We start from the raw sequence: 24,693 nt of genomic DNA, 5'->3' as shown, positions 1-24,693 counted from the left end.
CTTCTTTCCCCCCCCCCCCCCTCCTACCCCCCCCCCCCCCCCCCCCCCCCCCCCCCCCCCCCCCCCCCCCCCCCCCCCCCCCGCGGCCGGGCTCAGGCCTGAGCGGCCGGGAAGGTGGGGTACTCGACCCCGGAGACCTGCTGGACGACGCGGACGACCTGGCAGGAGTAGCCGAACTCGTTGTCGTACCAGAGGTAGAGGATGGCGTTGTCGCCGTCGACCTTGGTGGCGCCCGCGTCGACGATGGACGCGTGGCGGGAGCCCACGAAGTCCATGGAGACGGCGTCGGGGGCCGTGGTGAAGTCGATCTGGCGCTTCAGCGGCGAGTGCAGCGAGACGTCGCGCAGGTACTCGAGGACCTCCTCGCGGTTGGTCTCGCGGCCCAGGCGCAGGCTCAGGATGGCGATCGAGACGTCCGGGACGGGGACGCGGATCGAGCTGCCGGTGATCGGGGCCTTGAGCTCCGGCAGCGCCTTGGCGACGGCGGAGGCGGCACCGGTCTCGGTGATCACCATGTTGAGCGGCGCGGAACGGCCCCGGCGGTCGGCCTTGTGGTAGTTGTCCAGCAGGTTCTGGTCGTTCGTGAACGAGTGGACGGTCTCCACGTGGCCGCGCAGCACACCGTACTCGTCGTCCATGGCCTTCAGCGGCGGGACGATCGCGTTGGTGGTGCAGGAGGCGCAGGACAGGATGCGCTCGTCCGGCTTGATGGTGTCGTGGTTGACGCCGTGGACGATGTTCGGGACGTCGCCCTTGCCGGGGGCGGTCAGGACGACCTTGTCGATACCGGGGCGCAGGTGCTGGGACAGGCCCGCGCGGTCGCGCCACTTGCCGGTGTTGTCGATGAGGATGGCGTCCTTGATGCCGTACGCCGTGTAGTCGACCTCGGAGGGGTCGCCTGCGTAGATCACGCGGATCGCGTTGCCGTTGGCGACGATCGTGCTGTTCGCCTCGTCGACGGTGATCGTGCCCTGGAACTGGCCGTGGATCGAGTCGCGGCGCAGCAGCGAGGCGCGCTTGACCAGGTCGGCCTCGCCGCCGCCGCGGACGACGATGGCGCGCAGGCGCAGGCCGTTGCCGGAGCCGGCCTTCTCGATCAGCAGGCGGGCGACGAGGCGGCCGATGCGGCCGAAGCCGTACAGGACGACGTCACGGCCTTCGCCGCGCTCGAGCTTGTTGGCGCCGGTGGCACCCGCGACGGCCTCGGCGGTGAACTCCGCGACCGACAGGCCGCGGTCGTCGGCCTTGTACTCGGCGGCCAGCATGCCGATGTCGATCTGGGAGGGGCCGAGGTCCAGCGTGGTGAGGGTCTGGAGGAACGGCATCGTCTCGGTGACGGAGAGTTCCTCGCCGTCGATCTGCCGGGCGAAGCGGTGGGTCTTGAGGATGCTGACCACCGACTTGTTCACCAAGGAGCGGCTGTGCAGCAGGACGGTCACGTCCCGCTCGCGGTGCAGCTTCCCGATGATCGGGATCATCGACTCCGCGATCTCCTCGCGGTTCTTCCAGTTGGTGAACGAGTCGTCGTTGACAGTCACAGTCTTCACTTTCGAGCTAGACGGCGCTCATATGCTAACCCGATGAGAATCCGGCCGTTCACGGGGTGGCCCGGAGACCGCACTCGGGTGGACTTCTGTCCCGGTAAGCACCTTTTACGATCCTCCTCCCCTCTCCTTTCGGCGAGGCCCGCGCTCGTTTGCGCGCCGCGGCCGTGCCGGGTGTCATGAGGTATGGACGGCGAGCCGGTCTCGGTGTTCCTCTGCGGCGACGTGATGCTCGGCCGGGGAGTGGACCAGCTCCTGCCCCGCCCGCTCGATCCGGCGATCCCCGAGCAGTACGTCCACGACGCCCGGGTCTACGTCGCCCTCGCGGAGGACCGCAACGGGGCCGTGCCCCGGGACCGCGGGTTCGGCTACCCGTGGGGTGAGGTGCCGGAGCTGCTGGACGCGGCGGCGCCACAGGCCCGGATCGTCAACCTCGAAACGGCCGTGACCCGCCACGACGCCTTCCTGCCGGGCAAGGCCGTGCACTACCGGATGCACCCGGACAACCTCCCGGCGCTGGCCGTGGCCCGCCCCGACGTGTGCGTGCTGGCCAACAACCACGTCCTCGACTACGGCCGCCGCGGTCTGGCCGACACCCTGGCCGCGCTGTCCGCCGCCGGTCTGCCGACGGCCGGAGCGGGAGCGGACCTCGGGGAGGCGGGCGCACCGGTGACCCTCCACCCACGTCCGGACGTACGGCTGAGCGTGTTCGGTCTGGCGGCCGAGTCCAGCGGGGTCCCCCGCGACTGGGCGGCGACGGCCGGGCGCAGCGGAGTCCACCTCGCCGGGGACGGCACACTCCCCCGGCTGCTGACGGCGGTGGCGGAACGCAAGCGGGCCGGGGACCTGGTCGTGGTGTCGGTGCATCTGGGCTCCAACTGGGGCTATCCACCGGCGCGTTCGGACCGTGCCCTGGCCCATGCCCTGGTCGACGCCGGAGCCGATGTGGTGCACGGGCACTCCTCGCACCATCCACGGCCGCTGGAGCTGCGCCGCGGCCGGCTCGTCCTGCACGGCTGCGGCGACCTCGTCAACGACTACGAGGGCATCGGCGGCCAGGAGCACTACCGCGACGACCTGCGCCTGCTGTACCTCGTCGAACTCGACGAGGGCGACGGCCGTTTGCGCCGGGTACGCCTGATCCCCCTGCGCAGCCGCCGGCTGCGTCTGGAACGGGCCCCCGCGCAGGACGCGCGGTGGCTGCGCGACACCCTGGACCGCGTCAGCCGCCCCTACGGCATCCGGGTCGACCCGGCCGGAGACGCGCTGACGGCCCGGCCCGCCGCATAGGAGCCCGGCGCACAGAACACCCTTTCCGCCACTGTCACTTGCGGCCTCCCCCACACGTCGTCAGTGCGTCGACCGTGCCGCCGTCAGCACCACCGCCGCCGCGCCCGTGCCGAGGAGCGCCCCGGCGATCACATCACCCGGGTAGTGGACGCCGGTGTGCACACGGGAGTAGCCGACGGCCACGGCGATCAGGCCGAGCGGGACGGTCGCGACCGGCAGCGCGGGGCCGACGGCGGCGGCGAACGCGACGGCGGAGGCCGTGTGGCCGGAGGGGAAGGACGCCGAGTCCGGCATCGCGACGTGCCGCCCGGGGAACGGCGAGTCCTCGGCCCGGTGCGGCCGACGCCGCCGTACCAGCTTCTTGCCGACCAGGTTGGCGCTGGCGGAAGCGACGCCGACGGCGGCCATGCCCAGCAGTGCCGCGCGGCGCGGCCGTCCGGGCACCAGCGCGAGCAGCCCCGCGACGGCGACCGAGATCTTCGAGTGGTCCGCGGCGGCGGACAGCCGGCGCAGCGCCCTGTCGAGCGCCGGTGTCTCGGTGACGGTCACCGCCTCGTACAGCGCCTGGTCGAGGGCACCGAGGTCGCGTGCGAGGCGACGGTGGGGCAGGCGGTCGTTGGGCGGGTGGTCGGACATCACTCGGCTCCCTGTGGTGCTGTGCGGAAGGTCAGTGCCAGGTGGACGATGCGCCGCCAGTCCACCGGCGGTGTCACATAGGCGGCGCCCGGCCGGTGCCGCGGCACCCGGATGCGCAGCGCCTTGGGCCGTACGGTGCACACGACGGGCACCGGCATGGTGAGGGCCTCGCCGTCCACGGCCACCGGAACGGTGTCGGTGTCGGCCCGTACGACCACCCGGGTCGCGGTCAGCACCGTGATGCCCCCGGCCCGTTCGCCGAGGAGCGCGACCTCGGCGGCCCCGGCCGCGCCCTCCACGCGTACGGCGATCACGCCGAGGCTGCCGCGGTCGAGCCGGGGCCGGCGGCCGCCGCCGAACGGGTCGGCGCGCGCGTAGGGGTTGTTGCTGATCAGCAGCGCCTGCGGACCGGACACCTCGGTGCCGTCGGCGTCGGCCTCCAGATGGGCGCCCTCGCTGCCCTGGAGCAGGTCCGGGAGGTGTTCGAGGGCGGTGGCCGTCTTGGCGTCGCGGTAGTCGGGGTTCTGCACGATGTGCGCGTACGCCCCGAAGGACACGGTGTTGACGAAGGGGCGCCCGTCGACGTCACCGAGGTCGACGCGGAGCTCGACGCCTTCGGTGAGGGCGTCGAGGCAGGTCGAGGGGTCGTTGCGGTCGAGGCCGAGGTCCATGGCGAAGTGGTTGCGGGTGCCCGCGGAGACGACGAGGAAGGGCAGCCGGTGCTCGACGGCCACCGAGGCGACGATGGCGAGGGTGCCGTCCCCGCCCGCCGCGCCCAGGAGATCGGCGCCCTCGGCGACCGCCTGCCGGGCCAGGGTCTCGACATCGGGTCCGTCGGGTTCGAGCAGCACCACGCGGGCGCCGAGCGCCTCGGCGCGCTCGACGAGTCCGAAGCGCTCGACCTTGCCGCCGCCGGACCGCGGGTTCATGATCAGCACCGGGCGGCGCGGCGGCGGCGTGCCGCGCGCGTGCATGCCGTACGGCTGTCGCAGCCGACGCAGACAGGCGCGGGCGAAGCCCAGCGCGGCCGCCCACAGGACGATCACGGCGACGGCCAGGAGCCACACGCCCGTCGCGGCGAACAGCACCAGCACGGCGATCGGCGTGACCACGGCCAGCAGTACGCCCAGCAGCCGCGCGGCCCGGCGGTGGGCGAGGGCCCACCACACACCGGCGCCGGTGAGCGCTGAGCCGAGCAGCCCGATGACGAGCAGCAGCACACCGCCGGAGCCGGCCGCCGCGGCGATGAAGGCGAACGCGCCGAGGGCGCACAGTACGGCGAGCCGTGCCCAGGTGCGGGCCCGGCCGTCGCCCGCCCCACTGCCGCCCGAGCCGGAGCCGGATCCCACCGCTGTCGCCATCCCTCTCCCTGCCCTCCGTCCGATCGTCGTCGTCTGCCCCGCCGTCGGAGCGTCAACCGGGCGGCGTCGTCGACGATCTCATGCTTCATGATGGCCCTTCGCGGGCCATCAGGCACGGGAGGCCGCCCCCTGACACGGGGGCGGCCTGTGGTCGTGCGGTCGGGTGGGGGACGGGATCACCCGCAGCGCCGGCGGGCCGCCGTCACAGGTCCAAAGCCGCAGCGCGTCCCCGGCATGTTCAGCTTTCGTGTTCGTGCGGTTCGCCGCAACACCCGCCGGAGTCGGCGGCCGAGGTGTCCAGCCGGCAGAAGCAGGACGCCTCGACCGGTACGTCCGCGAGGGCGGTGGCGATCTTCAGCTGCTGGGCGACGATGCCCGCCTCGCCGAGCCTGCCGAGCCGGACGAGACACTCGTGGAAGCCGTGCAGCGCCCAGACGTTCCCGGGATGCTGGCAGGCCCGCGGCAGGGTGTCGTCCAGCCCGAGGTCGGCCCGGTAGACGGCCTCGGCCCGCTCGATCCGCCCCTGCTCCAGCAGCAGGGCGCCGAGCGCGTGCCGGGTGGGCTGCATCCAGCCCCAGGGCTCGTCGTAGGGCAGGGTGTCGTCGAGTGCGACGGACCGCTCCAGGGCCGCGAAGGCGGTGTCGAAGTCACCCTTCCGGTAGGCGAGTTCGCCGTCGAGCATGGCGGAGGCGATGGCGAGGATGTCGGCGCAGGTGTTGTTGAACAGCATCCGGGTCTCGGGCACCCGGCCCACGGCCGCGCGGAACAGCTCGCGCTCCTCCTCGGCCTCGGGGATCCGGCCCGTCGCCGAGAACGCGACGCCGCGGGCGTAGTGGAGCATCGCGGTGGTCATGCAGTACAGCGCCGGGTCGGCGGGCAGAGGCAGTCCGAGGATCTCCTCCCAGCGGCCGAAGCGGATCAGCACATGGACCCGCATGGCGAGGAAGGCCTCCAGCCAGTCGGCCATGGGCGGGCTCTCCACCCGCAGCAGGTCCTCCGGGATGTTGGCCTCCAGCTGCGCGGCGGTGTCCAGGGCGACCCGGGACTGGCCGAGGAACATGGCGCCGTAGATCTTGAAGTGGTAGTTGTGCGAGCGGTACAGGGTGTAGAAGTTCATCGCGCCGTTGCGGGCGAGGATCTCCTGGTCGGCGGCGATCGCCGTGCTGTTGTCGCTGACCACGCTGCGGTAGTCGCCGCACAGGACCTCCAGGTGCGAGGGCATGTGCTGGAGGTGGCCCGCGGCGGGGACCAGGCCGCGCAGCCGGTCGGCGACGGGCAGGGCCGCCTCCGGGGTCGGGGACATCTCCATCAGGTGGATGTACATGTGCAGCAGGCCCGGGTGGACCGTGCCCGCGTCGGTGGCGAGCGCACGGTCGAGGACGGCCTTGGCCTCCAGCGTCCGGGCGCCCTCGGCGGGTTCGCCCGTGCGCATGTCCCACAGCTGCCAGGGCGTCAGGTTCATCAGCGCGTCGGCGCACAGGGTCGCCACGTCGAGGTCGTCGGGGGCGAGCGCGAGGACGGCGGCCATCCGTTCGGCGTAGGGCGCGTTCCACACCGAGCAGTCCTCGACGGGCCGGTCCTGCGGATAGCGGGCCCGCAGAGCCTCGATCAGGGCGCGCTCGACCTGGGTCGCGCGGTCCGCCAGCTCGTGGGCGCGCTCCACGGCCGCGTGGGTGCGCTCGACGGTCCGCGCCAGGTCGCCCTCGTCGAAGAACTCCCACGGTTTGTTGTAGTTGGGGCCGAGGGCGTAGGCGATGCCCCAGTGGGCCATGGCGCAGTCCGGGTCGGCCGCCACGGCCTTCTCGAAGCAGGAGACGGCCTCCTCGTGATGGAAGGCGTACGTCCACACCAGCCCGCGGTCGAACCACAGCTGGGCGGTGGACGAGGCCGTCGTCACGGGGCGGGTGTGGCTGCCGAGGTCGTAGTAATCCATGCGTCTTCCCTGGCTGTCGGCCGCCCGGGCCGCCGGTGGGCCGCGGTCGTGCGGCGCAGCCTAGCGGCGGCGGACCTGGCCCGCCCGCGCGTAACCACTTATACTGGTTACGTCGTCGCAGGCTCAGGGAAGGACTGGTCCATGCCCACGGGACTCACCAGGGACGCCGGCTGGGAGATCGGCGTCTCGCGCACCCTGCACCGTCCGCCGGCCGCGGTGTGGGACTTCGTCAGCGGCCCCGAGGGGCTCGCCCTCTGGCTGGGCGCCGGGGCGGAGCCGGCGCCGGAGCGCGGGTCCGCGTACCGGACGGCCGACGGCACCGAGGGCGAGGTGCGCGGCTACCGCCCCGGCGAGCGCATCCGCCTCGCGCACGGGACGGCGACCGTACAGATGACGGTCTCCCCCGCGGGCGGCGGCACCAGCGCCGTCCTGCGGTTCCACGAGGAGCGACTGCGCAGCGCCGAGGAGCGTGAGGCGCGGCGCGCGCACTGGAAGAGGGTCATGGACGAGATCGCCGCCGTGCTGGGCTGAGCCCCGGGCACACGCCGACGGCCGTCCGGTTTCGAGGAACGGGCGCGGAGCGCAGGCGGCGGATCAGGCGCTGCGCGCCGCCGAGCGCTGCTCCAGTCGACGCAGCGCGATTTCACCCCATCGGATGTTCTCCCGCTCGAAGGCCATGCCCCGCAGAAGGGTGAGATAGGGCCCGATCCGCTCGGCCTCGGCGAAGTACTCGTCCTCGGTGCGGCCGTCCAGCAGCCGCTGCCGCAGCCGCTCGTAGCGTTCGAGCTTGGCGGTGGCCCACTCCGACCGCTCGGCGACGGCCGCGCGTACCGCGTCCATGTCACCGACGTCCGCGCACTGCACCTTCACCATCAGCTCGTCGCGGATCGCGGTCGGCTTGGCCGGCGGCTCGGCGACGTAGGCGCGTACGGCCTCGTGCCCGGCCTCGGTGAGGGAGAACAGCCGCTTGTTGGGGCGGCGCTCCTGCTCCACCACCCGCGCGCTGATCAGGCCGTCGCCCTCCATGCGCTCCAGCTCCCGGTAGAGCTGCTGCGGCGAGGCCATCCAGAAGTTGGCGACCGAGGCGTCGAACTGCTTGGCGAGGTCGTAGCCGGAGGCCTCGCCCTGGAGCAGGGCCGCCATGAGCGCGTTTCGCAGTGCCATGGCAGCAAGCTAGCACTCGCGTTGAGTAGTCAACGAGCTGACTATGCACTCCGCCGCGTGCGGCCCGTGCCCCGTGCCCGGGCTTCCGGGCCCGGCCCAATGCTGCCGGAGTCCCGCTCAGTACTTCCTCGCCCCCGCGCTGATCGCCTGGCGGATGCGGTGGCAGCGCACATTGGGCGAGTAGATGTTGCGCATCGAGCCGGTGTTGAAGCCCTGGTGTGCGGGGTGCTCGGCGGCCGGAGCTCCCGGGCTCGGGAGGCCGGCCCCTCGGACCGCGGGCCGCCCAGGCGCCCGGACGTCACCGGCTCAGGGCTCCAGGCACCCGGCCCCTCAACGGCTCAGACGCTCAGCGCTTCCTCGGCCTCCAGGCGGTCCAGCAGCCCGTCCCTGTGGAGGGCGGCGACCGGGGCCAGCAGGTCGGGGTGGCGCAGGAGCGGCGCGGCTCGCAGGGCGCGTTCGTCCGGGGCCGTCAGGCGGCGGAAGCCCAGCGGGGTCACGCTGGTGTGCCCGGCCCGGCCCACGGCGGCCACGCACCGCACGGCCAGGGCGGGGTCGGCGAGGAGACACGCGGCCCAGCTGGCGACGACCTCGTCGACCCAGGTCCGCCAGGCGTCGTCCGCCGGGTCGCCCTCGGCGAGGCCGGCGCCCGAGATCCGGTCCAGGCGCGCCGAGCCGCCGGGCCCGGCGAAGGTGACGAGCGCCGCGTCCATGGCCGTGGGGTAGCGCAGTTCGGCGGCGACGGTCACCGCCTGGCGGGCCTGCGCCTCGCACAGCGCGGCGGCCAGGGCACCGCCGCCGGGCGGGTAGGCGGACATGAGCCAGCGGACGGTCGCCGCGACGAGTGAGGAAAGGTCTGGAAGCACTGCCGGGCCGTCCGGATCACGTCGGTCGATGGGGGGTCCCATCACGGTAGCCCGCCCCTCCCCGCGCCGGACATGCCCGGAAACAGCCCGGTTCCGTGTCCTCCACCACATCCCGGCCCGGCCGCGTCGGCGCAGCGGCCACACCCTGCTCCGCATGCACGTCCGTCCCGGGGGTGGTACCCCGGGAGCATGACCGGCATCGAACTGAGCAGCAGCGCTTTCGACGACCACGCGTCCATCCCGCGCCGGTACGCGCTGGAGGGCGAGAACATCTCTCCCCCGCTGGCCTGGTCCGGGGTGCCGGACGACGCGGCGGAGCTGGTATTGGTGTGCGAGGACCCCGACGCCCCTTCGGGCACCTTCGTGCACTGGGTCTGCGTGGGCATCGATCCGCACAGCGGCGGCACGGGTTCCGGGGAGCACCCCCGGGGCGGCACCGACCTGGTCAACGGCTACCACCGGCGCGGCTGGGGCGGCCCCCACCCGCCGCCGGGCGACGAGGCGCACCACTACTACTTCCGCCTCTACGCCCTCGGCGAGCCCGTCGTCCTGCCCGACGCGCCTTCGGCGGACCAGGTGCACCGGATCCTGGAGGAGCGTGAGATGGCCAGCGGCACGCTGGTGGGCATGTACCGGCGGTGAGCCGGGGAGAGGCACGGCCCGTACGAGCCTTCGGCGTCGGCCGGGCGGTGCCGCCCCGCCGCGGCCCGGTCCGGCGGACAGCGGGTCGTGCGTGCCTTTGTGGTTCCCGGGCGCCCTCGTGTAGCCGCGCCGCCATGGGGCACTCGGGCGCGGGCGGGCCCGACCGGAGCCCGTCGTCCGACACGGAGGTGTGGAACATGGGTCACGGAGGGAACGTCATCGACGAACTGGTGACCGATCACCGGGAGGTCGAGCAGCTCTTCGCCCGGATCGAGGCGCTCCCGCCGGGCGCCGAGGACCGCAAGCTGTACGCCGACCAGGTCACGATGGAGCTGGTGCGGCACTCGGTGGCCGAGGAGGCCTATCTCTACCCGGCCGTGCGCAAGCACCTGCCGAACGGGGACGCCCTGGCCGACCGGGAGATCGAGGACCACTCGAAGGCCGAGCGGATCATGAAGGACCTGGAGAGCTGCGGCGCGGACGACCCGCGGTTCGACGCACTGATCACCGGCCTGATGACCGAGGTCCGGGCCCACCTGGCCGACGAGGAGGGCACTCTCTTCCCCGGTCTGCGCGCGTCCTGCCCGCCCGAGGCGCTGGACGACCTCGGTGACAAGGTCCGCATGGCGAAGAAGGCCGCGCCGACCCGGCCGCACCCGTCGGCGCCGTCCACGCCCCCGGCGAACAAGCTGCTGGCGCCGGGCATCGGCATGGTCGACCGGATGCGCGACGCGCTCACGGGGCGGGGCAAGTCGGTCTGACGGCCCCGGGAGAACGGGAGTCCCGGAGAGCCTGGCGTCCTGGCAACCGGACCGCCGGGAACCGGGAGGGGCACCGCGGCAGGAATGGCGCGGGCCGACGCGGCGTTGTGGAAGATGCGAGGCCGGACCCGGGACGGACGGGATCGGCCCGCTCTCCCCCTCGTGCCCGGCGGGCACACGGTCCTGCGCATTTCGGCCGACGGGGCGGCCAACGACGTTGCAGCAGAAGGGGCGTGACACCGATGGCGTCGACAGGGCTTGATGCGGCCGGAGCGATTCCGCTGGTGACCGGGTGCGGTCGCCGGATCGAGGTGAAGTGCCTCAGGCTCGCGCCCGAGGAGCGCCCCATCAGCCGGGTCACGCTGGACGTGGGCGGCCACCAGGACGGCGGTCCCGGTGTCTGGGCGTCCCTGACCGCCACGGAGGCGCGCGAACTGGCCCGACTGCTGATCGAACGCGCCGACGTGGCCGAGCACTCCCCCGAGGCGGGCTGCGCGGAGGCCACGGCCGTCTGAGACCCCGGCCTCCGCAGCTCAGGACAGGAAGTCGTCCAGGGCCCGGACGAAGGCGGACGGGTCGTCGAGCCAGGGGAAGTGCCCCGCGCCGGGCTGGACGACATGCCGGGCGTCGGGGAAGAGCGCGGCGAGTTCGGCCGTGGCGGCGGGCGGGGAGTTCAGATCCAGCTCACCGGCCAGGACGAGCACCGGGCGGTCGAAGGCGGCGAGTGCCGCTCGGGTGGTGTCGGGGTCGAAGGCCCCTTCCGAGCCGTAGACCGCGGCCGCCTGTTCGTTGCGCTGGGTCGCCTCGGCGGCCTGGTGGGCCTGTGCCGTCTCGTCCCAACGCCCGTATCTGAAGGGCGCGACGGCCTGCCAGCTCGCCGCCGTGGCCCGGCCCGCCATGATCTCCTCCAGGGCCGCGAAGGCCTCGGGGAACCATGGTTCGTCCCGGCGCAGCAGCGCGGTCTCGCGGCGTGTCTCCCCGGAGACGGCGATGCCCGCCGCGAACGGACTGGGCGTCAGCAGCGCCAGCCCGGCGACGCGGGCGGGGTGGTGCTCGGTGTAGCGCAGGGCGAGGTTCGTGCCGGCGGAATGGGCCAGCAGGGTCATGTGGTCGAGGCCGAGATGGGCGCGCAGGGCCTCGACGTCGTCGACCAGCCGGTCGCACCGGTAGCCGGCCGGGTCGACAGGTTCCGACGACGCTCCGGTTCCCCGTAGGTCCAGCATGATCAGCCGGTGCCGGGCGCCGAGTCCGCCCAGGTCACCGAGGTAGAGGGAGTCCTGCATGGGACCGCCGGGCAGACAGACCAGCGGTTCCCCTTGTCCTGAGACGTGATACGCGAGCGTGGTGCCGTCGAACGCCGAGAAAGTGGCCATGATCGGCGACTTTTTCAGCCGTCCGGGGTCCCGGCAACCGGATTTCGCCGTACGGCACGCGGCGCGCGGGTGACGTCCGGGGAACCGGTCGTGGGGTGCCGCCCGCGGGCCGCCGAAGCCCACACGGGCACATGGGCGATGTGCGGGCGGATGTGCGGAAAACCCGTTGCGGGCCGGTACCCCGAGACCGGACGCTGGCGCCATGCCAGCCACCCTCCGTCCGGCCACCCTCGCCGACGCGTCCGCCATCACCGACCTCCTCAATGCCGTGGACCTGATCGAGATCGGGCGGGCCGAGACCGATCTGCACACCGTCGAGGCCGATCTGAAGCATCCCGAGTCCGACCTGGAGCGCGACTCCTGGCTGGCGTTCGAGGGCGAGCGGTTGGTGGCGTACGGGCTGCTGTGGGACGAGTCGGGCGGCGAGCGCGTCGACATCGACCACTATGTGCTGCCCGACCACCAGCAGGCGGGGTTCGACGTCCTCGCGGCCATGGAGGCCAGGGCGCTGGAGAAGGCGCGTGACAACGGGGCGCGGCGGGCGGTGGTCCATCTGCATCTGAACGTACGGCCCACGACCGACCAGGACCGGCTGCGCGACCGCGGCTGGCAGGCCGTCCGCCGCTATCACGTGCTGCACCGGCCGCTGGACCCCGCGGCGGACCAGCCGCCCGCCCTGCCGGAGGGCGTGCGGATCAGGCCCTGCGCCACCGAGGCGGACAGGGAACTCGTGCACCGGCTCTACCAGGAGACGTTCGCCGAGCACTTCGACTTCCAGCCGCGCGCCTACGCATCCTGGCTCAGCGACATCGACGGCGACACCGTGGACTGGTCCCTGGTGTGGATCGCCACGACCGGCGAACTGGGCGACGCGGGCTTCCTGCTGGCGCGCAACGACCGTGAGGCCATGGGCTGGATCCGCAGTGTCGGCGTACTGGCCGACGCGCGCGGCAGCGGGCTCGGCGGGCTGCTGCTGCGGCACGCCTTCGCCGCGTTCGCCGCGCTGGGCCGGGACACCGTGGGCCTGGGCGTGGACACCTCGAACGCCACCGGGGCGCCGGAGCTGTACCGCCGCCACGGCATGACCGTGCACTACGCGGTGGACACCTGGGAGGCGGAGCTCTCGTAGGGGCCTGTCCTGCCGCAGCACGGCCGAGGCCCGTTCACGGATCGGGCCCCGGGCCGTTCCGTGAGGTCAGTTCGTCCGCAGGGTGCGCTTGGCCAGCTCGTACGCCGGGAGCATGTTCCGGTGCTCCGCGGTGTCCATCCCGCCGAGGTGGACGACGACCGGGCCGCTGTCGGTGACGACGGCGAAGGCGCGCTCCTGCTTGGTCTCCTCGAGCAGTTCGTTGGTGTGCGTGTACTCCACCTCGGCGCCGGTGACGCCGTCGGCCGCCTCGAACGTGCCGTACTTCTCACCGGTGTTGCCGTCCTCGTCGGCGACGAAGGCCCGGAGGATCTCGCGCGGGTCGTCGGCGCCGGGCTCGCCGGTCCAGACGCGCAGGAAGCCGATGTGCCCGGCGGGCTTGGCGTCCACCTCGCAGGCGGCGTTCACGGGGCCCTGTCGCAGGAGGTCGGCGACGGCCTCGCTGTCCCCGGCCGCGGCCGCTTCGACGGCCTCCGGTTCCCAGTCGGCGGCGATGTCGAAGCTGACGGGGAGTTCACAGGCGGACCCGGCCCGGCCGACGGTGCCGCCGCTCTCGACGGCGCCGGCGTCGTCGGCCGGTGCGCTCGCCGGGGCCTTCGCGCCCGTGGAGGAGTTCGCGCCCGGGTCGGACGGCTTCGCGTCCTCGCCGGTCCCGTCGGAGCACGCCGTCAACGCCCCCGCCAGCAGCGCCGCGTACAGCAGGCCCCGCGTCACCGCTCCCGCCCCGGCCCGCCCCGCGCTTCTTCCCGCCCCGACCCGCACGTTCGTGTCCCCTTCCGGAATCCGGCGGGACACTGTATCCGAGCGGGGGCGGGAAGATCATCCGTACGCGGGCCGTGGTCAGATGCCGCAGGTGGACGCCGACCAGTACTGGCTGTCGCGGTGGTCGACGTGCGTGTGGTCGTTGTGTCCGGGGTAACCGGGGCCGAGGATGCCGCGGAACCCGTGGCTGCGGGCCTGCTTGGCCAGGGTGCACAGGGAGTGCGGACCGGAGCCGAGGTCGGCCGCGTCGCCGTAGAGATGGCGGCTGTTGCTCGCGCCGCCGACGGCCGAGTTGCAGGCGTAGGAGCGGAAGCCGCTGGTGACGGTGATCGGCTGGTCGCCGAGGGCGTGCCGCATCGCCTCCAGCTTCCACATCGTGCGCAGGGCGTTGGCCTTGGCGGTGGCCGCGCTGACCGCGCCGCCGGACCAGGTGCTGTTGCAGTCGTTGAGCTCGGCGTACGTGAAGTGGATCGGCGTGCAGTCGTCGTCCTGGAGCGCGTACAGCTTGTTGAAGGTGTTGGTGCCCGCGACGCCGTCCGAGGCCAGGCCGTAGGCCGACTGGAAGCGCTTGAGGGCGGCCGCGGTGGCCGGTCCGAACGAGCCGTCGACGGCGAGGACCGAGCCGTAGCCCGCGTAGCCGCCGAGACGGATCTGGAGCTGGGTGACATCGGCTCCGGAGGAGCCCTGGGACAGGGTGCGGGTCCAGGTGTAGCAGCCGTCGGCGTGGGCGGTGCCCGCGGTGAGGACGGTTCCCGCGAAGGTGCCGGACATGATCATGACAAGTGAGGCGAAGAGTCGAAGCGCGCGTCTGAGCATCTGCTCCCCTAGGCCGGAGTGACATCGGGCACCGCAGAGCGTGGCGGGAGATGTGACGCGCGTCAACCACGCCCCGGCCGGGCGATACGGATCCACGCGAAGCGCCGGGCGCGCCTCCGCGGCACGCCTCGCCCGCCCCGTCCGCCACCCCCTTCACGACCAGCGGTAACCCCTTGCCGCGACGGCGATCGGCAGGCCCGGCAACGGCGTTGACCACCGCCCGTCACCCCCTCGCCACCCGCGTGATGTGGGTCACACGGAAAATTCCGGAAGGCGAATTCCGGTCCCGGCTGCGATTACCGAATATCGGACACCAGGAGTGCCCACCTGGAAGGATCAGCCCGACCGGGCGACACGCCTTGGAAACGCAGGCATAGACAAGAGTTGACCATCGAATGAATGGCACACGTCTGTCCGGGCGCGCTTCCCCGCGACTCGTCCGGCACGGAAACCGCAGAACTTAACGTCCTGTTCATGACTCAGCTGGACGTACGGCCCCGGGCCGCGGACGACGGCGACGGGCGCTCCGTCGAAGGCATGCGCACCAAAGGCCTGAGCAGGAACTCCGTCGGCCTTCTGGGCAGCGCGGTCATCGGCGTCTCCACCGTCGCCCCGGTGTACTGCCTCACCTCCACCCTCGGCTCCACGGCGGGCGAGGTCGGCCTCCAGATGCCGGCCGTGTTCCTCGCGGGGTTCCTGCCGATGCTCCTGGTGGCCTTCGCCTACCGCGAGCTCAACAAGGTGATGCCGGACTGCGGGACCTCCTTCACCTGGACCGTGAAGGCGTTCGGGCCGCGCGTGGGCTGGATGTGCGGCTGGGGTCTGGTGATCGCCACGATCATCGTGCTGTCGAACCTGGCGGGCGTGGCCACGTCGTACTTCTGGCTGCTCGCGGGCGAGGTCACGGGCAGCGAGTCGGTGGCCGCGCTGGACGGCAACAAGGCCGTCCACATCGTCACCTGTCTGGCGCTGATCGCCCTGGCCACCGTGATCAGCTACCGCGGTATGACCGCCACCAAGGGCGTGCAGTACGCGCTCGTCGGACTCCAGCTGCTGGTGCTCGCCGTGTTCGTGGCGATGGCCTTCGGCAAGGCGGGCGGGGCCGACTTCCCCACCGGCGCGGACTTCTCCTGGTCCTGGCTCAACCCGTTCGCGGTCGGCTCGTTCGCCGCCTTCACGGCGGGCCTGTCCCTGTCGATCTTCATGTACTGGGGCTGGGACGCCTGTCTGACCGCGAACGAGGAGACCAGCGGCAGCAGCCGCACCCCGGGCCGGGCCGCGCTGATCGCCATGGTCGTGCTGGTCGGCTCCTACCTCGCCACCGGCGTGGCCGCGCAGATGGTCGTCGGCTCCGGCGACCGGGGCCTCGGCCTCGCCAACCCGGAGACCTCCGACAACGTGTTCGCCGCGCTGGCCGGTCCGGTGATGGGCCCCGCGCTCGGCATCCTGCTGTTCGTCGCGGTGCTCGCCTCGGCCGCCGCCAGCCTCCAGACCACGTTCATCCCGGTCGCCCGCACGGTGCTCGCGATGTCGGCGTACCGCGCGCTGCCCGCCTCCTACGCCGAGGTCCACCCCCGCTTCAGGACGCCCGGCCGCGCCACCGTCACCTCCGGCATCGCGACGGGTGTGTTCTACACGGTCATGACGCTGGTCAGCGAGCACGTCCTCGTCGACACGATCTACGCCCTCGGCCTGATGATCTGCTTCTACTACGCCCTGACCGCCTTCGCCTGCGCGTGGTACTTCCGGGCCGACCTGCGCCGGTCCGGCCGCGACCTGCTGTTCAAGGGCCTGTTCCCGGTAGTCGGCGGGCTGCTGCTGACGGCCGTCTTCGCCAAGACCCTGATCGACATGTGGGACCCGGCCTACGGCAGCGGTTCGTCGGTGCTCGGGGTCGGCTCGGTCTTCGTCATCGGCGTCGGACTGCTCGCCGTCGGCGTGGTGATCATGCTGACGATGCAGCGGCGCAGCCCGGCCTTCTTCCGCGGCGAGGTGCTCACGAAGTCCACGCCCGCGCTGGTCGCCGAGGACTGAGACGGCCGGACGCCGGGACGGACACCGTCCTAGGCTGAGCCCATGATCAAGGACGGTTATCTCGCTGGTCTGTTCTCGCTCGACGGCCGTGTCGCGCTGGTCACCGGTGGCAGTTCCGGGATCGGCCGGGCCATCGCCGGGGCGCTGGCCCGCGCCGGGGCGAGCGTGGTGGTGGTCGCCCGCCGCGAGGCGGAGCTGACGGACACGGTGGCCGAGCTGACGGACGCCGGGTGCCGGGCCGCCTGGGTGAGCGCCGACCTCGGCACCCGCGACGGGGTGCGGGCGGCCGCCGAGGAGGCCGTGACCCGGTTCGGCGAGCCGGACATCCTGGTCAACTCCGCGGGCGTCAACCTGCGGCCGCCGCTCGGCGAGCTGGGCGAGGACGTCTGGGACACCACCATGGCGGTCAACCTTGACGCCCCCTTCCTGCTCGGCCAGCGCTTCGGCCCCGGCATGGCCGAGCGGGGCCACGGGCGGATCATCCACATCACCTCGCAGCAGGCGCACCGGGCCTTCGTCCAGAGCGGCGCCTACGGCGTGTCCAAGGGCGCGCTGGAGTCGCTGGCCCGCTCACAGGCCGAGGCGTGGTCGCCGTACGGCGTCACCTGCAACACGCTCGTCCCGGGCATGGTGCCGACCCCGCTGAACGCCCGGCTCCAGGCGCAGCCCGGCAAGCTGGCCGAACTCGCCGCCCGCACGATGACCGGCCGCAACGGCCTGCCCGAGGACTTCGCGGGCGCGGCCGTCTTCCTGGCGAGCCGTGCCTCGGCGTACGTCACCGGGCAGTCGATCTTCGTCGACGGCGGGCTGTCGGTGCACTGAGGCCGCTCAGACCTCGGAGACGTACAGCCTCATCAGCGGTTCGGCGGACTCGGCGCCGGAGTGGCCGAAGGGGGCGTCGAAGCTCCACACCAGGAACAGCAGGAACACCACCAGCGCGCTGAACGCGGTGGCCAGCAGCAGTTCCCGTACGGAGCGGCGGATCTGGAGCGCGAACAGCAGGGCCAGGGTGACCGCCCCGCCGGCGACCAGGCCGAACCAGACCACGCCCGGCAGGGTGGTGCCCGCGCCGTCCAGCCGCTCGTGCCGGGCGATGTCCGCGGCGGCCACCTCGTCCAGCAGCGGCTGGTAGGCCTGCGCCTGGAGCTCGTCGTCGGGTGTGCGGTGCGCGATGTCGGACCGGATGCGGCCGAGCAGTTCGGCCCCGGTCGCGCCGGGCTCGGTGTCGCGTTCCATGGCGGGCCACTCGGCGGTCACCGCGTGGCGCGCGTACGCGTCGATGTGCCCGCGCACCTGGTCGCGGAACTCCGCCGGATACACGTCCACCCGCTGGTCGATCTCGTGCAGGGCGAGGGCCTCGCGGCGCACGGTGTCCTCCGCCGCGCCCCGCGCCTCCCACACACCGGCGATGGCGAGGCCCAGGACGATCGCGTAGACGACGCCCACCATCATCACCATGTACTCGAGCACGTCCGGCGTCTCGGACGTGTCCTCGTCCGCGTCGACGCGACGGTGGCGTACGACGGTCGTGGCGACGACGAGGGCGCAGACGACGAGGGCGGCCAGGGTGTAGATCAGCCATTCCGGCACGTGGGACTCCAGAGGGGTGGGCGGGGTCGTGCGAGGGGGCGGTGCGGTCAGGTGGCGCGGCGGCGGCGGGAACCCGGGCGCAGTGCCGCGGCGGCGAGGATCGCGGGCGTGGTGACCACGGTGCTGGTGGTGACCAGGGAGAGGCCGCCGGCGGTCCTGCGCTCGGACCGGGCCGGGGGGCGGTGCGGGTACACCTGGCGGAAGGGGTCGAAGGCCGCCTCGGCGGCGGGGAGTTCGGGGTGTGCGGGGCGTGCGGGGGGCTTTGAGGGCGCGGGGGTGTCCGGTGCTCCGGGAGGGGCCGCCTGCGGGGCCGGTGCCGGCCCGGGGGCGGGCTCGGATGCTCTCGGCGGGGTGGCGGCGGCCCGGCGGGGCGCGGACGCCGCACGGTCCTTGGTGGGGGCGGCGGGCGGTTCGCCGTAGGGGGTGACCGGCGGATCGCCGTACGGGGTGACCGGCGGATCGCCGTACCGGGGCGGAGGGGCGCCGTACCGGGGCGGAGGGGCGCCGTACACGGGCGGCTCCTCGGCGTGCGTCACGGAGAACTCCCCGTACGCCGCGGGCTCTTCCGGGTCCGGGTACTCCGCCGGGGCCGTCGGGCCGGTGTCGGGGGCGCAGACGGCCACGCGGGCGTTCCAGAAGGCTCCCTCGGGCTGCGCCGGTGCCTGAGCGCCGACGGCCCCGGGCAGCGGGACGAACGCGGCGGCGCCCAGACCCACGGCGATCCAGCAGCTCACCGGCGGTTCCCCTTTCGCAACGACCTGTCGAGCTGCAAGAACGATCTTCCTCGCGCGGGGTCACGACCGCGGGCGCGGCGTCCACCGGGAGGGCTCTGCGGCCCGGCACGGTGACCCGGAGGGCGGGTGGGCGGCGGTCTCTGCGAGAGTGGGACGGGCCCCCAAGCGCTGGTTTGACCATCCATAAAGCTGGCTTATGAGCCCATAGACCGGACCCGCGTACCAAGTTAGGCTTGCCTTAACTTAGGCTTCCCTCCGAGATCGTTTGTCATCGCTCGAAGGGAACCTGATCATGTCGCCGCGCCCTCTGCGGGTAGCCATCGTCGGAGCCGGACCCGCCGGTATCTACGCCGCCGACGCCCTGCTCAAGTCCGACGTGGCCGCCAGCGAGCCCGGCGTGTCCATCGACATCTTCGAGCGCATGCCCGCGCCGTTCGGTCTGATCCGCTACGGCGTCGCCCCGGACCACCCGCGCATCAAGGGCATCATCAACGCCCTGCACCAGGTGCTGGACAAGCCGCAGGTCCGCCTCTTCGGCAACATCGACTACGGCACCGACGTCCACCTGGACGACCTCCGCGCCTTCTACGACGCGGTGATCTTCTCCACCGGCGCCATGGCGGACCGTGAGCTGAAGATCCCCGGTGTGGAGCTGGACGGCTCCTACGGTGCCGCCGACTTCGCCTCCTGGTACGACGGTCACCCGGACGTGCCGCGCACCTGGCCGCTGGAGGCCGAGAAGGTCGCCGTCCTCGGCGTGGGCAACGTGGCGCTGGACATCTCCCGCATCCTCGCCAAGACGGCCGACGAGCTGCTGCCGACCGAGATCCCGCCGAACGTCTACGAGGGCCTCAAGGCCAACAAGGCCGTCGAGATCCACGTGTTCGGCCGACGTGGTCCGGCGCAGGCGAAGTTCAGCCCGATGGAACTGCGCGAGCTGGACCACTCCCCCACCATCGAGGTCGTCGTCAACCCCGAGGACATCGACTACGACGAGGGCTCGATAGCCGAGCGGCGGGGCAACAAGCAGACCGACATGGTCGCCAAGACCCTGGAGAACTGGGCGATCCGCGACACCGGCGACCGCCCGCACAAACTGTTCCTGCACTTCTTCGAGTCGCCGGTGGAGATCCTCGGCGAGGACGGCAAGGTCGTGGGGCTGCGCACCGAGCGCACGGAGCTGGACGGCACCGGCAACGTCAAGGGCACGGGACAGTTCACCGACTGGGACGTCGACGCCGTGTACCGCGCGGTCGGCTACCTGTCCGACAAGCTGCCCAAGCTGCCCTGGGACATCGACTCGGGCACGGTGCCGGACCAGGGCGGCCGGGTCATCCAGGAGAGCGGTGCGCATCTGGAGTCCGTGTACGTCACGGGCTGGATCCGGCGTGGGCCGGTGGGTCTGATCGGCCACACCAAGGGTGACGCCAACGAGACGGTGGCGAATCTGCTGGAGGACTTCGCGGGTGGGCGGCTGCAGTCCCCGGACTCGCCGGCTCCGGAGGCGGTGGACGCCTTCCTGGCCGAGCGGAACCTGCGGTTCACGACGTGGGAGGGCTGGTATCGGCTCGATGCGGCGGAGAAGGCGTTGGGCTCCGCGGAGGGGCGTGAGCGTGTGAAGATCGTCGAGCGGGAGGACATGCTGCGGGCCAGCGACGCGTAGCACTCCGTGGGGTGGCGGGGGGGTGCGGCCTGCCGGTGGGTCGGTGCGGCCCTCGTCGTGGCCGCTCGCGCAGTTCCCCGCGCCCCTAGGTGTGCTGCCGGTGGGTCGGTGCGGCTTTCGTCGTGGTTGTTCGCGCAGTTCTCCGCGCCCCTTTGAGCTTGGCCGGGCGGTCCGGTCCTCCAGGGGCGCGGGGAACTGCGCGAACGACCTGCAGATGAGGCACCCCCCTTCTTGGGGGCGCGGGGAACTGCGCGAACGACCTGCAGATGAGGCACCCCCCTTCTTGGGGGCGCGGGGAACTGCGCGAACGCCCCCCACCGGCCCGCACGTGAAGCACCACCCCTCGTCAGGGGCGCGGGGAACTGCGCGGATGCCCCCCCACCGGGCCGCAGGTGAGGCACCACCCCCTGCGGGCGCGGGCGCGTCGCGCTGGGTCGCTCCGGGGTGGGACAGGACTCCGGACGGAGCATGTGGGGCCGTGCGGCTCCGCCTCTCCGTCTGTCCAGGACCCGCCCCGAAGCGACACCGAGACCCCCGTGCGGACAGTCGCGGCCGCCCTCCCGGGTGCGGCCGTGTCCTCCCGCGCGAACAGGACCCGCCCCGAAGCGGATGGCGGGCGCGCCCTGTCCGCCTTGGAATCCTGCCGCTGTGCGCCACTCCGGGACAGGAGTGAGGGGAATTGCGTCGGGGTGCGTTCCGCGTGCCCCGCGCGTGGCGCGCACACCCCGTGCGCGCGACGGAAGTTGCTCCGGTTCGGCGACCCGCCGACCCCCCGGATGATCGGTTCCGCGGCCGGGTGGGGATACTTGCAGGTGGAACCCGCCCCCTTCCCTTGATGGACCCATGTCGACCTCCACGACCGACCGCCCGATGACTCCCTCCACGGTCTGGCTGGCCCGTGGCCGCCATGTAGGACCCGGTGCCGAAGGCGCCGTACGCGCGCGTCTGCGGCAGTTGAAGGACACGGGGACGATCGACGGCCACGTCGAGGTGCCCGCCGCCGAGGGCTCCCCCGAGCGGGCGTTCGAGGCACGCTGGCGGCCCGTGGCCGAGGTCACCGTGCGGGCGCGCCTGACGCTCGCGCCGGGCCCGGACGGGGACCGCGCCTGGACGCTGGCCGCGGAGGCGGAGCGGGCCTGGGACCTCGGGTGGCCCTCGCCCGCGGACATGTTCTGGCCGCAGGACACCGAGCCCGAGTGGGGCCACGACACCGGCGCCGGCCTCGCACTCGCCGCGCTGAACCCGCTGCCGGAGGACGAGAAGGACCTGCGGCGCGTGCTGAAGGACGCCGCGCGGTCGGGCTGGGCCGTCCATGTCGTCGTGCACGAGGCCATGACGCCGGACGAGCGGGGCCGGGTGCCGCTGGCGGACCGGCTGCCGCCCGCCCTGCGGCACCGGGTGGTGGAGCACCGCGCGGCGCCCCATCAGCTGCGGGCCGTGAACTACGCCCTGCGCGACCTCGGCGTCCGACTGCCGCGCGGCGGAGCGGTCGTGCTGCCCGGGGAGCCCGCCCCGGCCGGCTACGAAGGCGAGGACTTCTCCGTGCGCAGCGTCTTCCTCGACGGGTCGGAACCGGCCGAACTCACCGCGGCTGTGACCCTTTTCACAACCCTGCCCCGGCCGCTGTCCGAGGACGCCGAGGCGGCGCTCACGGTCCTCCGGGACGACTGGCGTCTGCTCACCCTGGAGGAGGAACTCGCCCGGGAGCGCAAGCTCGTCGCCATGTACGCCGAGGCGCTGGAGGCGATGACGCAGTCGCGGGACCTGTACCGGGAGGCCGCCGAGCAGGCCAACGAGGCGCTGGCCGCCTACCGGGAGGCGGTCGGCGACCGGCTGCCGGCCCCGGCGCAGCCCGCCACCGCGACGCCGTTCAGGCACCTCACGCGCACCCTGGAGCGCTTCAGGCCCGCCACCCGGACCCGGCGCCCCTCCGCCGGCGGCGAGAACCCGGACGACCCGACACCGGCCTGAACCAGCGCGCCCCGAGGGGCGTACGGGCGCACACGGCGTCCGGAAGGGTGTGGGCGCCCGCCGTCGCGGCAATACAGCCGCCGTAAGGGGGAATTCTCAGAAAGGCGCGTGCGCGCCGTGCCACGGGGCGCACGGATGTGGCACGCGCCACGCTCACCCCGCAAGCGCACCGGACACAGGAGGGCTTCGTGGACTCGACCACCCCCGCGCTCGCCGCCGTCGCACTGGTGCCGCCGACGGACCCGCACCAGGTCTCACGGGCCGTCGGACACCCGGCCGGGCGTCGCGACTGAGGGAACCGCGGCACGGCGCGGCACCGTCGGACCCTGCGGCGGCCCGCACGCGCGGCTCCACAGGCGTCACCCATCTCCCAGGAAAAGTCAACCGATGGGCGGTTCCGGCCGTCTCAGGTTCAGAGCGACCCTTCACGCCCGCGGTAGCGGAGTGTGACGAAACCATTCACTCGTTCGATTCGTATAAGTGATGGAAGCCCTGCAAGATCCACGGGGCGCAGCAAGACAGCGGCCTGTTCCCGGACTTGTCCGGAGCAGCACCGACGAGGGAGAGACCATGCAACCGTTCGCGCTCAACTACGCCCGCCCGGCCGTGAAGTTGGACGTAACCGCTGCGTACACCTATGACTCCGGTCTGCAGTTGAACGTGCTCCTGGACGGGAGGATCGCCGCCACCGATCACGCCCTGTTGAGAGAACTCGGGACCACGACATCGACCGCGGGCTCCAAGACGCACTTCGACGACTGAACACGGAACGTCGATGACCGTCCTGATCCTGACATCCGAAGAGGATGTGACGGCGGACATGGTGGTCGTGCACCTGCACGCGGCCGGAGTGCCCGTGCTGAGGCTCGATCCGGCCGATCTGACCGGCCAGGTCGCGCTCTCGGGCGAGTATGTGCACGGCACCTTCCGCGGTCATCTGTGGTCCGCGGGGCGCCTGGTGGGAATCGAGGGGCTGCGGTCCGTCTGGGTGCGCCGGCCGGGGGTGCCGGCGGCCCGCGTGGCCGAGCCGTCCCCGTGGCTGACCGAGGAGTCCTCACAGGCTCTCTACGGGATGCTGCGGGGCAGCGGCGCGCGCTGGATGAACCATCCCGACGCGGCCCGCAGAGCCCGGCACAAGCCCTGGCAGCTGCGGATCGCGCAGCTCAGCGGGCTGCCCGTGCCGGCCACCCTGATCACCACCTTCCCGCAGGCCGCGCGGCAGTTCGCGGAGCGTTTCCCGGACCTGGTGGTCAAGCCGGTGTCCGGGGCGCACCCGCAGGAACCGCCGCGGGCGGTGCCGACCAGCAGGGTGGCGCCGGGCACGGACTTCTCGGCCGTGGCCTACGGCCCCACGCTGCTGCAGCGCCGGGTCGCCAAGCGGGCGGACATCCGGCTCACGGCGGTCGGCGAGCGGCTGCTGGCCGCGCGCAAGGCGACCGCGGACGACGCGGACCCGGACGACGTGGATGTGCGCTTCGCCGGGTCGGGGACGCCCTGGCTCCCGGTCGAGGTGCCGCCGCGGGTCGCGGAGAGCGTGCTCGGGTATCTGCGTGAGGCGGAACTGGCCTACGGCGCCTTCGACTTCGCCGAGGACTCCGACGGGACCTGGTGGTTCCTGGAGTGCAACCAGTCGGGGCAGTTCGGCTTCATCGAGGTCGAGACGGGCCAGCCGCTGGCGCGCACGATCGCCGAATGGCTGGCCGTGGCGCCGCCGTCGCTGCCGCGGCAGAGAGGGCGGGGTGGTACCAGCGCCGCCGTGCCCTGAGCGCCGTCCGGGCGTCCTGGACGGCCCACGGCCCCGCCCGGGGACTACAGGACACCGCCTGACCGCCGTGCAGGCCGGTGTACGCCCCGCCCCGGGCGAGCAGTTCGTCGTGCGTGCCGGTCTCCAGGACCCGTCCGTCGCCCATCACCACGATCCGGTCCGCGCCGCGCACCGTGGACAGCCGGTGGGCGACGACGAAGGTGGTGCGCCCGTGCAGCAGCCGTGCGAGGGCCTGCTGGACGAGTGCCTCGGACCGGGTGTCCAGCGCCGAGGTCGCCTCGTCCAGGACGAGGATGCGCGGGTCCCGGATCAGGGCGCGGGCGATGGCGAGCCGCTGACGCTGTCCGCCCGACAGCCGGGCGCCGCGCTCGCCGACCAGTGTGTCCAGGCCCTGGGGCAGCCGGTCGACGAACTCCAGCGCGTTGGCGTCGCGCAGCGCCGCGCGCACCGACTCCTCGTCGGCGCCGTCCATGCCGTAGGCGACGTTCTCGCGGATCGTGCCGTCGAACAGGACGGACTCCTGGGGCACCACGGACACGAAGCGCCGGTAGGTGCGCAGGTCGAGCGTGTTCATGTCGGTGCCGTCGAGCCGGATGCGGCCCGTGGTGGGCCGGACGGACCCGGGCCGACGACGCCATGTGGCG

At 72.8% G+C, this 24,693-nt stretch carries 23 protein-coding genes and 1 pseudogene; 12 read left to right on the top strand and 12 right to left on the bottom strand.

Annotation, left to right across the window (positions count from 1 at the left end; translation table 11 throughout):
• Positions 1-92: 92 nt before the first annotated feature.
• Entirely contained in the window at positions 93-1,538 is a 1,446-nt protein-coding gene (locus ACZ6SQ_RS09520) for a glyceraldehyde-3-phosphate dehydrogenase (RefSeq protein ID WP_469558544.1), read from the bottom strand.
• Between the two features lie 192 nt (positions 1,539-1,730).
• Here ACZ6SQ_RS09520 and ACZ6SQ_RS09515 point away from each other — a divergent pair, with 192 nt between their 5' ends.
• Positions 1,731-2,834, top strand: coding sequence for a CapA family protein (locus tag ACZ6SQ_RS09515; protein WP_469558542.1), 1,104 nt, complete (start codon positions 1,731-1,733; stop codon positions 2,832-2,834).
• Between the two features lie 60 nt (positions 2,835-2,894).
• Here ACZ6SQ_RS09515 and ACZ6SQ_RS09510 read toward each other — a convergent pair whose 3' ends face one another.
• The 3 genes from ACZ6SQ_RS09510 to ACZ6SQ_RS09500 all read right to left on the bottom strand — a co-directional run bounded on the left by ACZ6SQ_RS09510 (position 2,895) and on the right by ACZ6SQ_RS09500 (position 6,764).
• Positions 2,895-3,470, bottom strand: coding sequence for a phosphatase PAP2 family protein (locus ACZ6SQ_RS09510; RefSeq protein WP_469558539.1), 576 nt, complete (start codon positions 3,468-3,470; stop codon positions 2,895-2,897).
• Positions 3,470-4,831: a diacylglycerol/lipid kinase family protein gene (locus tag ACZ6SQ_RS09505; RefSeq protein WP_469558537.1), complete on the bottom strand. Its 1,362-nt coding sequence runs from the start codon at positions 4,829-4,831 to the stop codon at positions 3,470-3,472. The genes ACZ6SQ_RS09510 and ACZ6SQ_RS09505 overlap by 1 nt, the downstream gene beginning before the upstream one ends.
• A gap of 238 nt (positions 4,832-5,069) precedes the next feature.
• A complete protein-coding gene (locus ACZ6SQ_RS09500) occupies positions 5,070-6,764 on the bottom strand; it encodes a hypothetical protein (RefSeq protein WP_469558533.1) in 1,695 nt (564 codons plus the stop codon).
• Positions 6,765-6,905: 141 nt separating this feature from the next.
• Between ACZ6SQ_RS09500 and ACZ6SQ_RS09495 the strand changes: the two genes are divergently transcribed.
• Complete coding sequence (locus ACZ6SQ_RS09495) at positions 6,906-7,295, top strand: SRPBCC family protein (RefSeq protein ID WP_469558530.1); 390 nt, start codon at positions 6,906-6,908, stop codon at positions 7,293-7,295.
• A gap of 63 nt (positions 7,296-7,358) precedes the next feature.
• Here the strand turns inward: ACZ6SQ_RS09495 and ACZ6SQ_RS09490 are convergent, their stop codons facing one another.
• A complete protein-coding gene (locus tag ACZ6SQ_RS09490) occupies positions 7,359-7,928 on the bottom strand; it encodes a PadR family transcriptional regulator (protein WP_386380138.1) in 570 nt (189 codons plus the stop codon).
• Between the two features lie 338 nt (positions 7,929-8,266).
• Complete coding sequence (locus ACZ6SQ_RS09485) at positions 8,267-8,743, bottom strand: hypothetical protein (RefSeq protein ID WP_469558527.1); 477 nt, start codon at positions 8,741-8,743, stop codon at positions 8,267-8,269.
• Positions 8,744-8,980: 237 nt separating this feature from the next.
• Between ACZ6SQ_RS09485 and ACZ6SQ_RS09480 the strand changes: the two genes are divergently transcribed.
• From ACZ6SQ_RS09480 to ACZ6SQ_RS09470, 3 genes are all read left to right on the top strand, one after another.
• Complete coding sequence (locus ACZ6SQ_RS09480) at positions 8,981-9,433, top strand: YbhB/YbcL family Raf kinase inhibitor-like protein (RefSeq protein ID WP_469558525.1); 453 nt, start codon at positions 8,981-8,983, stop codon at positions 9,431-9,433.
• A 197-nt stretch (positions 9,434-9,630) separates the two neighbouring features.
• On the top strand, positions 9,631-10,194 hold the full coding sequence (locus ACZ6SQ_RS09475) for a hemerythrin domain-containing protein (protein WP_469558522.1): 564 nt from the start codon (positions 9,631-9,633) through the stop codon (positions 10,192-10,194).
• Between the two features lie 242 nt (positions 10,195-10,436).
• Complete coding sequence (locus ACZ6SQ_RS09470) at positions 10,437-10,709, top strand: hypothetical protein (protein ID WP_469558520.1); 273 nt, start codon at positions 10,437-10,439, stop codon at positions 10,707-10,709.
• 18 nt (positions 10,710-10,727) lie between these two features.
• Here ACZ6SQ_RS09470 and ACZ6SQ_RS09465 read toward each other — a convergent pair whose 3' ends face one another.
• Complete coding sequence (locus ACZ6SQ_RS09465) at positions 10,728-11,567, bottom strand: alpha/beta fold hydrolase (protein ID WP_469558517.1); 840 nt, start codon at positions 11,565-11,567, stop codon at positions 10,728-10,730.
• Between the two features lie 202 nt (positions 11,568-11,769).
• Here ACZ6SQ_RS09465 and ACZ6SQ_RS09460 point away from each other — a divergent pair, with 202 nt between their 5' ends.
• On the top strand, positions 11,770-12,696 hold the full coding sequence (locus tag ACZ6SQ_RS09460; protein ID WP_469558513.1) for a GNAT family N-acetyltransferase: 927 nt from the start codon (positions 11,770-11,772) through the stop codon (positions 12,694-12,696).
• Positions 12,697-12,762: 66 nt separating this feature from the next.
• Here ACZ6SQ_RS09460 and ACZ6SQ_RS09455 read toward each other — a convergent pair whose 3' ends face one another.
• Positions 12,763-13,428 carry a lipoprotein gene (locus ACZ6SQ_RS09455; RefSeq protein ID WP_469558510.1) on the bottom strand — a complete coding sequence of 222 codons (666 nt, stop codon included), beginning with the start codon at positions 13,426-13,428 and terminating at the stop codon, positions 12,763-12,765.
• Between the two features lie 126 nt (positions 13,429-13,554).
• On the bottom strand, positions 13,555-14,292 hold the full coding sequence (locus ACZ6SQ_RS09450) for a D-Ala-D-Ala carboxypeptidase family metallohydrolase (RefSeq protein WP_386380130.1): 738 nt from the start codon (positions 14,290-14,292) through the stop codon (positions 13,555-13,557).
• A 474-nt stretch (positions 14,293-14,766) separates the two neighbouring features.
• Here ACZ6SQ_RS09450 and ACZ6SQ_RS09445 point away from each other — a divergent pair, with 474 nt between their 5' ends.
• Positions 14,767-16,326, top strand: coding sequence for an APC family permease (locus ACZ6SQ_RS09445; protein WP_469558506.1), 1,560 nt, complete (start codon positions 14,767-14,769; stop codon positions 16,324-16,326).
• 42 nt (positions 16,327-16,368) lie between these two features.
• Positions 16,369-17,148: an SDR family NAD(P)-dependent oxidoreductase gene (locus ACZ6SQ_RS09440; protein ID WP_469558503.1), complete on the top strand. Its 780-nt coding sequence runs from the start codon at positions 16,369-16,371 to the stop codon at positions 17,146-17,148.
• A gap of 6 nt (positions 17,149-17,154) precedes the next feature.
• On the opposite strand, the gene ACZ6SQ_RS09435 is transcribed toward ACZ6SQ_RS09440, so the two are convergent.
• Positions 17,155-17,916, bottom strand: coding sequence for a bestrophin-like domain (locus tag ACZ6SQ_RS09435; RefSeq protein WP_469558500.1), 762 nt, complete (start codon positions 17,914-17,916; stop codon positions 17,155-17,157).
• A 47-nt stretch (positions 17,917-17,963) separates the two neighbouring features.
• Positions 17,964-18,650 carry a hypothetical protein gene (locus tag ACZ6SQ_RS09430; RefSeq protein WP_469558497.1) on the bottom strand — a complete coding sequence of 229 codons (687 nt, stop codon included), beginning with the start codon at positions 18,648-18,650 and terminating at the stop codon, positions 17,964-17,966.
• 292 nt (positions 18,651-18,942) lie between these two features.
• On the opposite strand from ACZ6SQ_RS09430, the gene ACZ6SQ_RS09425 reads away from it, so the two are divergent.
• The 4 genes from ACZ6SQ_RS09425 to tgmB all read left to right on the top strand — a co-directional run bounded on the left by ACZ6SQ_RS09425 (position 18,943) and on the right by tgmB (position 24,049).
• On the top strand, positions 18,943-20,313 hold the full coding sequence (locus ACZ6SQ_RS09425; RefSeq protein ID WP_469558492.1) for an FAD-dependent oxidoreductase: 1,371 nt from the start codon (positions 18,943-18,945) through the stop codon (positions 20,311-20,313).
• An 843-nt stretch (positions 20,314-21,156) separates the two neighbouring features.
• On the top strand, positions 21,157-22,284 hold the full coding sequence (locus ACZ6SQ_RS09420; protein WP_469558489.1) for a hypothetical protein: 1,128 nt from the start codon (positions 21,157-21,159) through the stop codon (positions 22,282-22,284).
• Between the two features lie 570 nt (positions 22,285-22,854).
• Complete coding sequence (gene tgmA, locus ACZ6SQ_RS09415) at positions 22,855-23,046, top strand: putative ATP-grasp-modified RiPP (RefSeq protein ID WP_386380124.1); 192 nt, start codon at positions 22,855-22,857, stop codon at positions 23,044-23,046.
• Between the two features lie 13 nt (positions 23,047-23,059).
• Positions 23,060-24,049 carry an ATP-grasp ribosomal peptide maturase gene (gene tgmB, locus ACZ6SQ_RS09410; RefSeq protein WP_469558487.1) on the top strand — a complete coding sequence of 330 codons (990 nt, stop codon included), beginning with the start codon at positions 23,060-23,062 and terminating at the stop codon, positions 24,047-24,049.
• 58 nt (positions 24,050-24,107) lie between these two features.
• On the opposite strand, the pseudogene ACZ6SQ_RS09405 reads toward tgmB, so the two are convergent.
• Positions 24,108-24,671 (bottom strand): annotated as a pseudogene (locus ACZ6SQ_RS09405) (ABC transporter ATP-binding protein); the annotation flags it as partial.
• Positions 24,672-24,693 lie beyond the last annotated feature (22 nt).

The organism is Streptomyces sp. NPDC048600, assembly GCF_055587025.1.
Note: the sequence above shows the minus strand (reverse complement) of the source record. Positions and strands in the feature narration are given on the sequence as shown.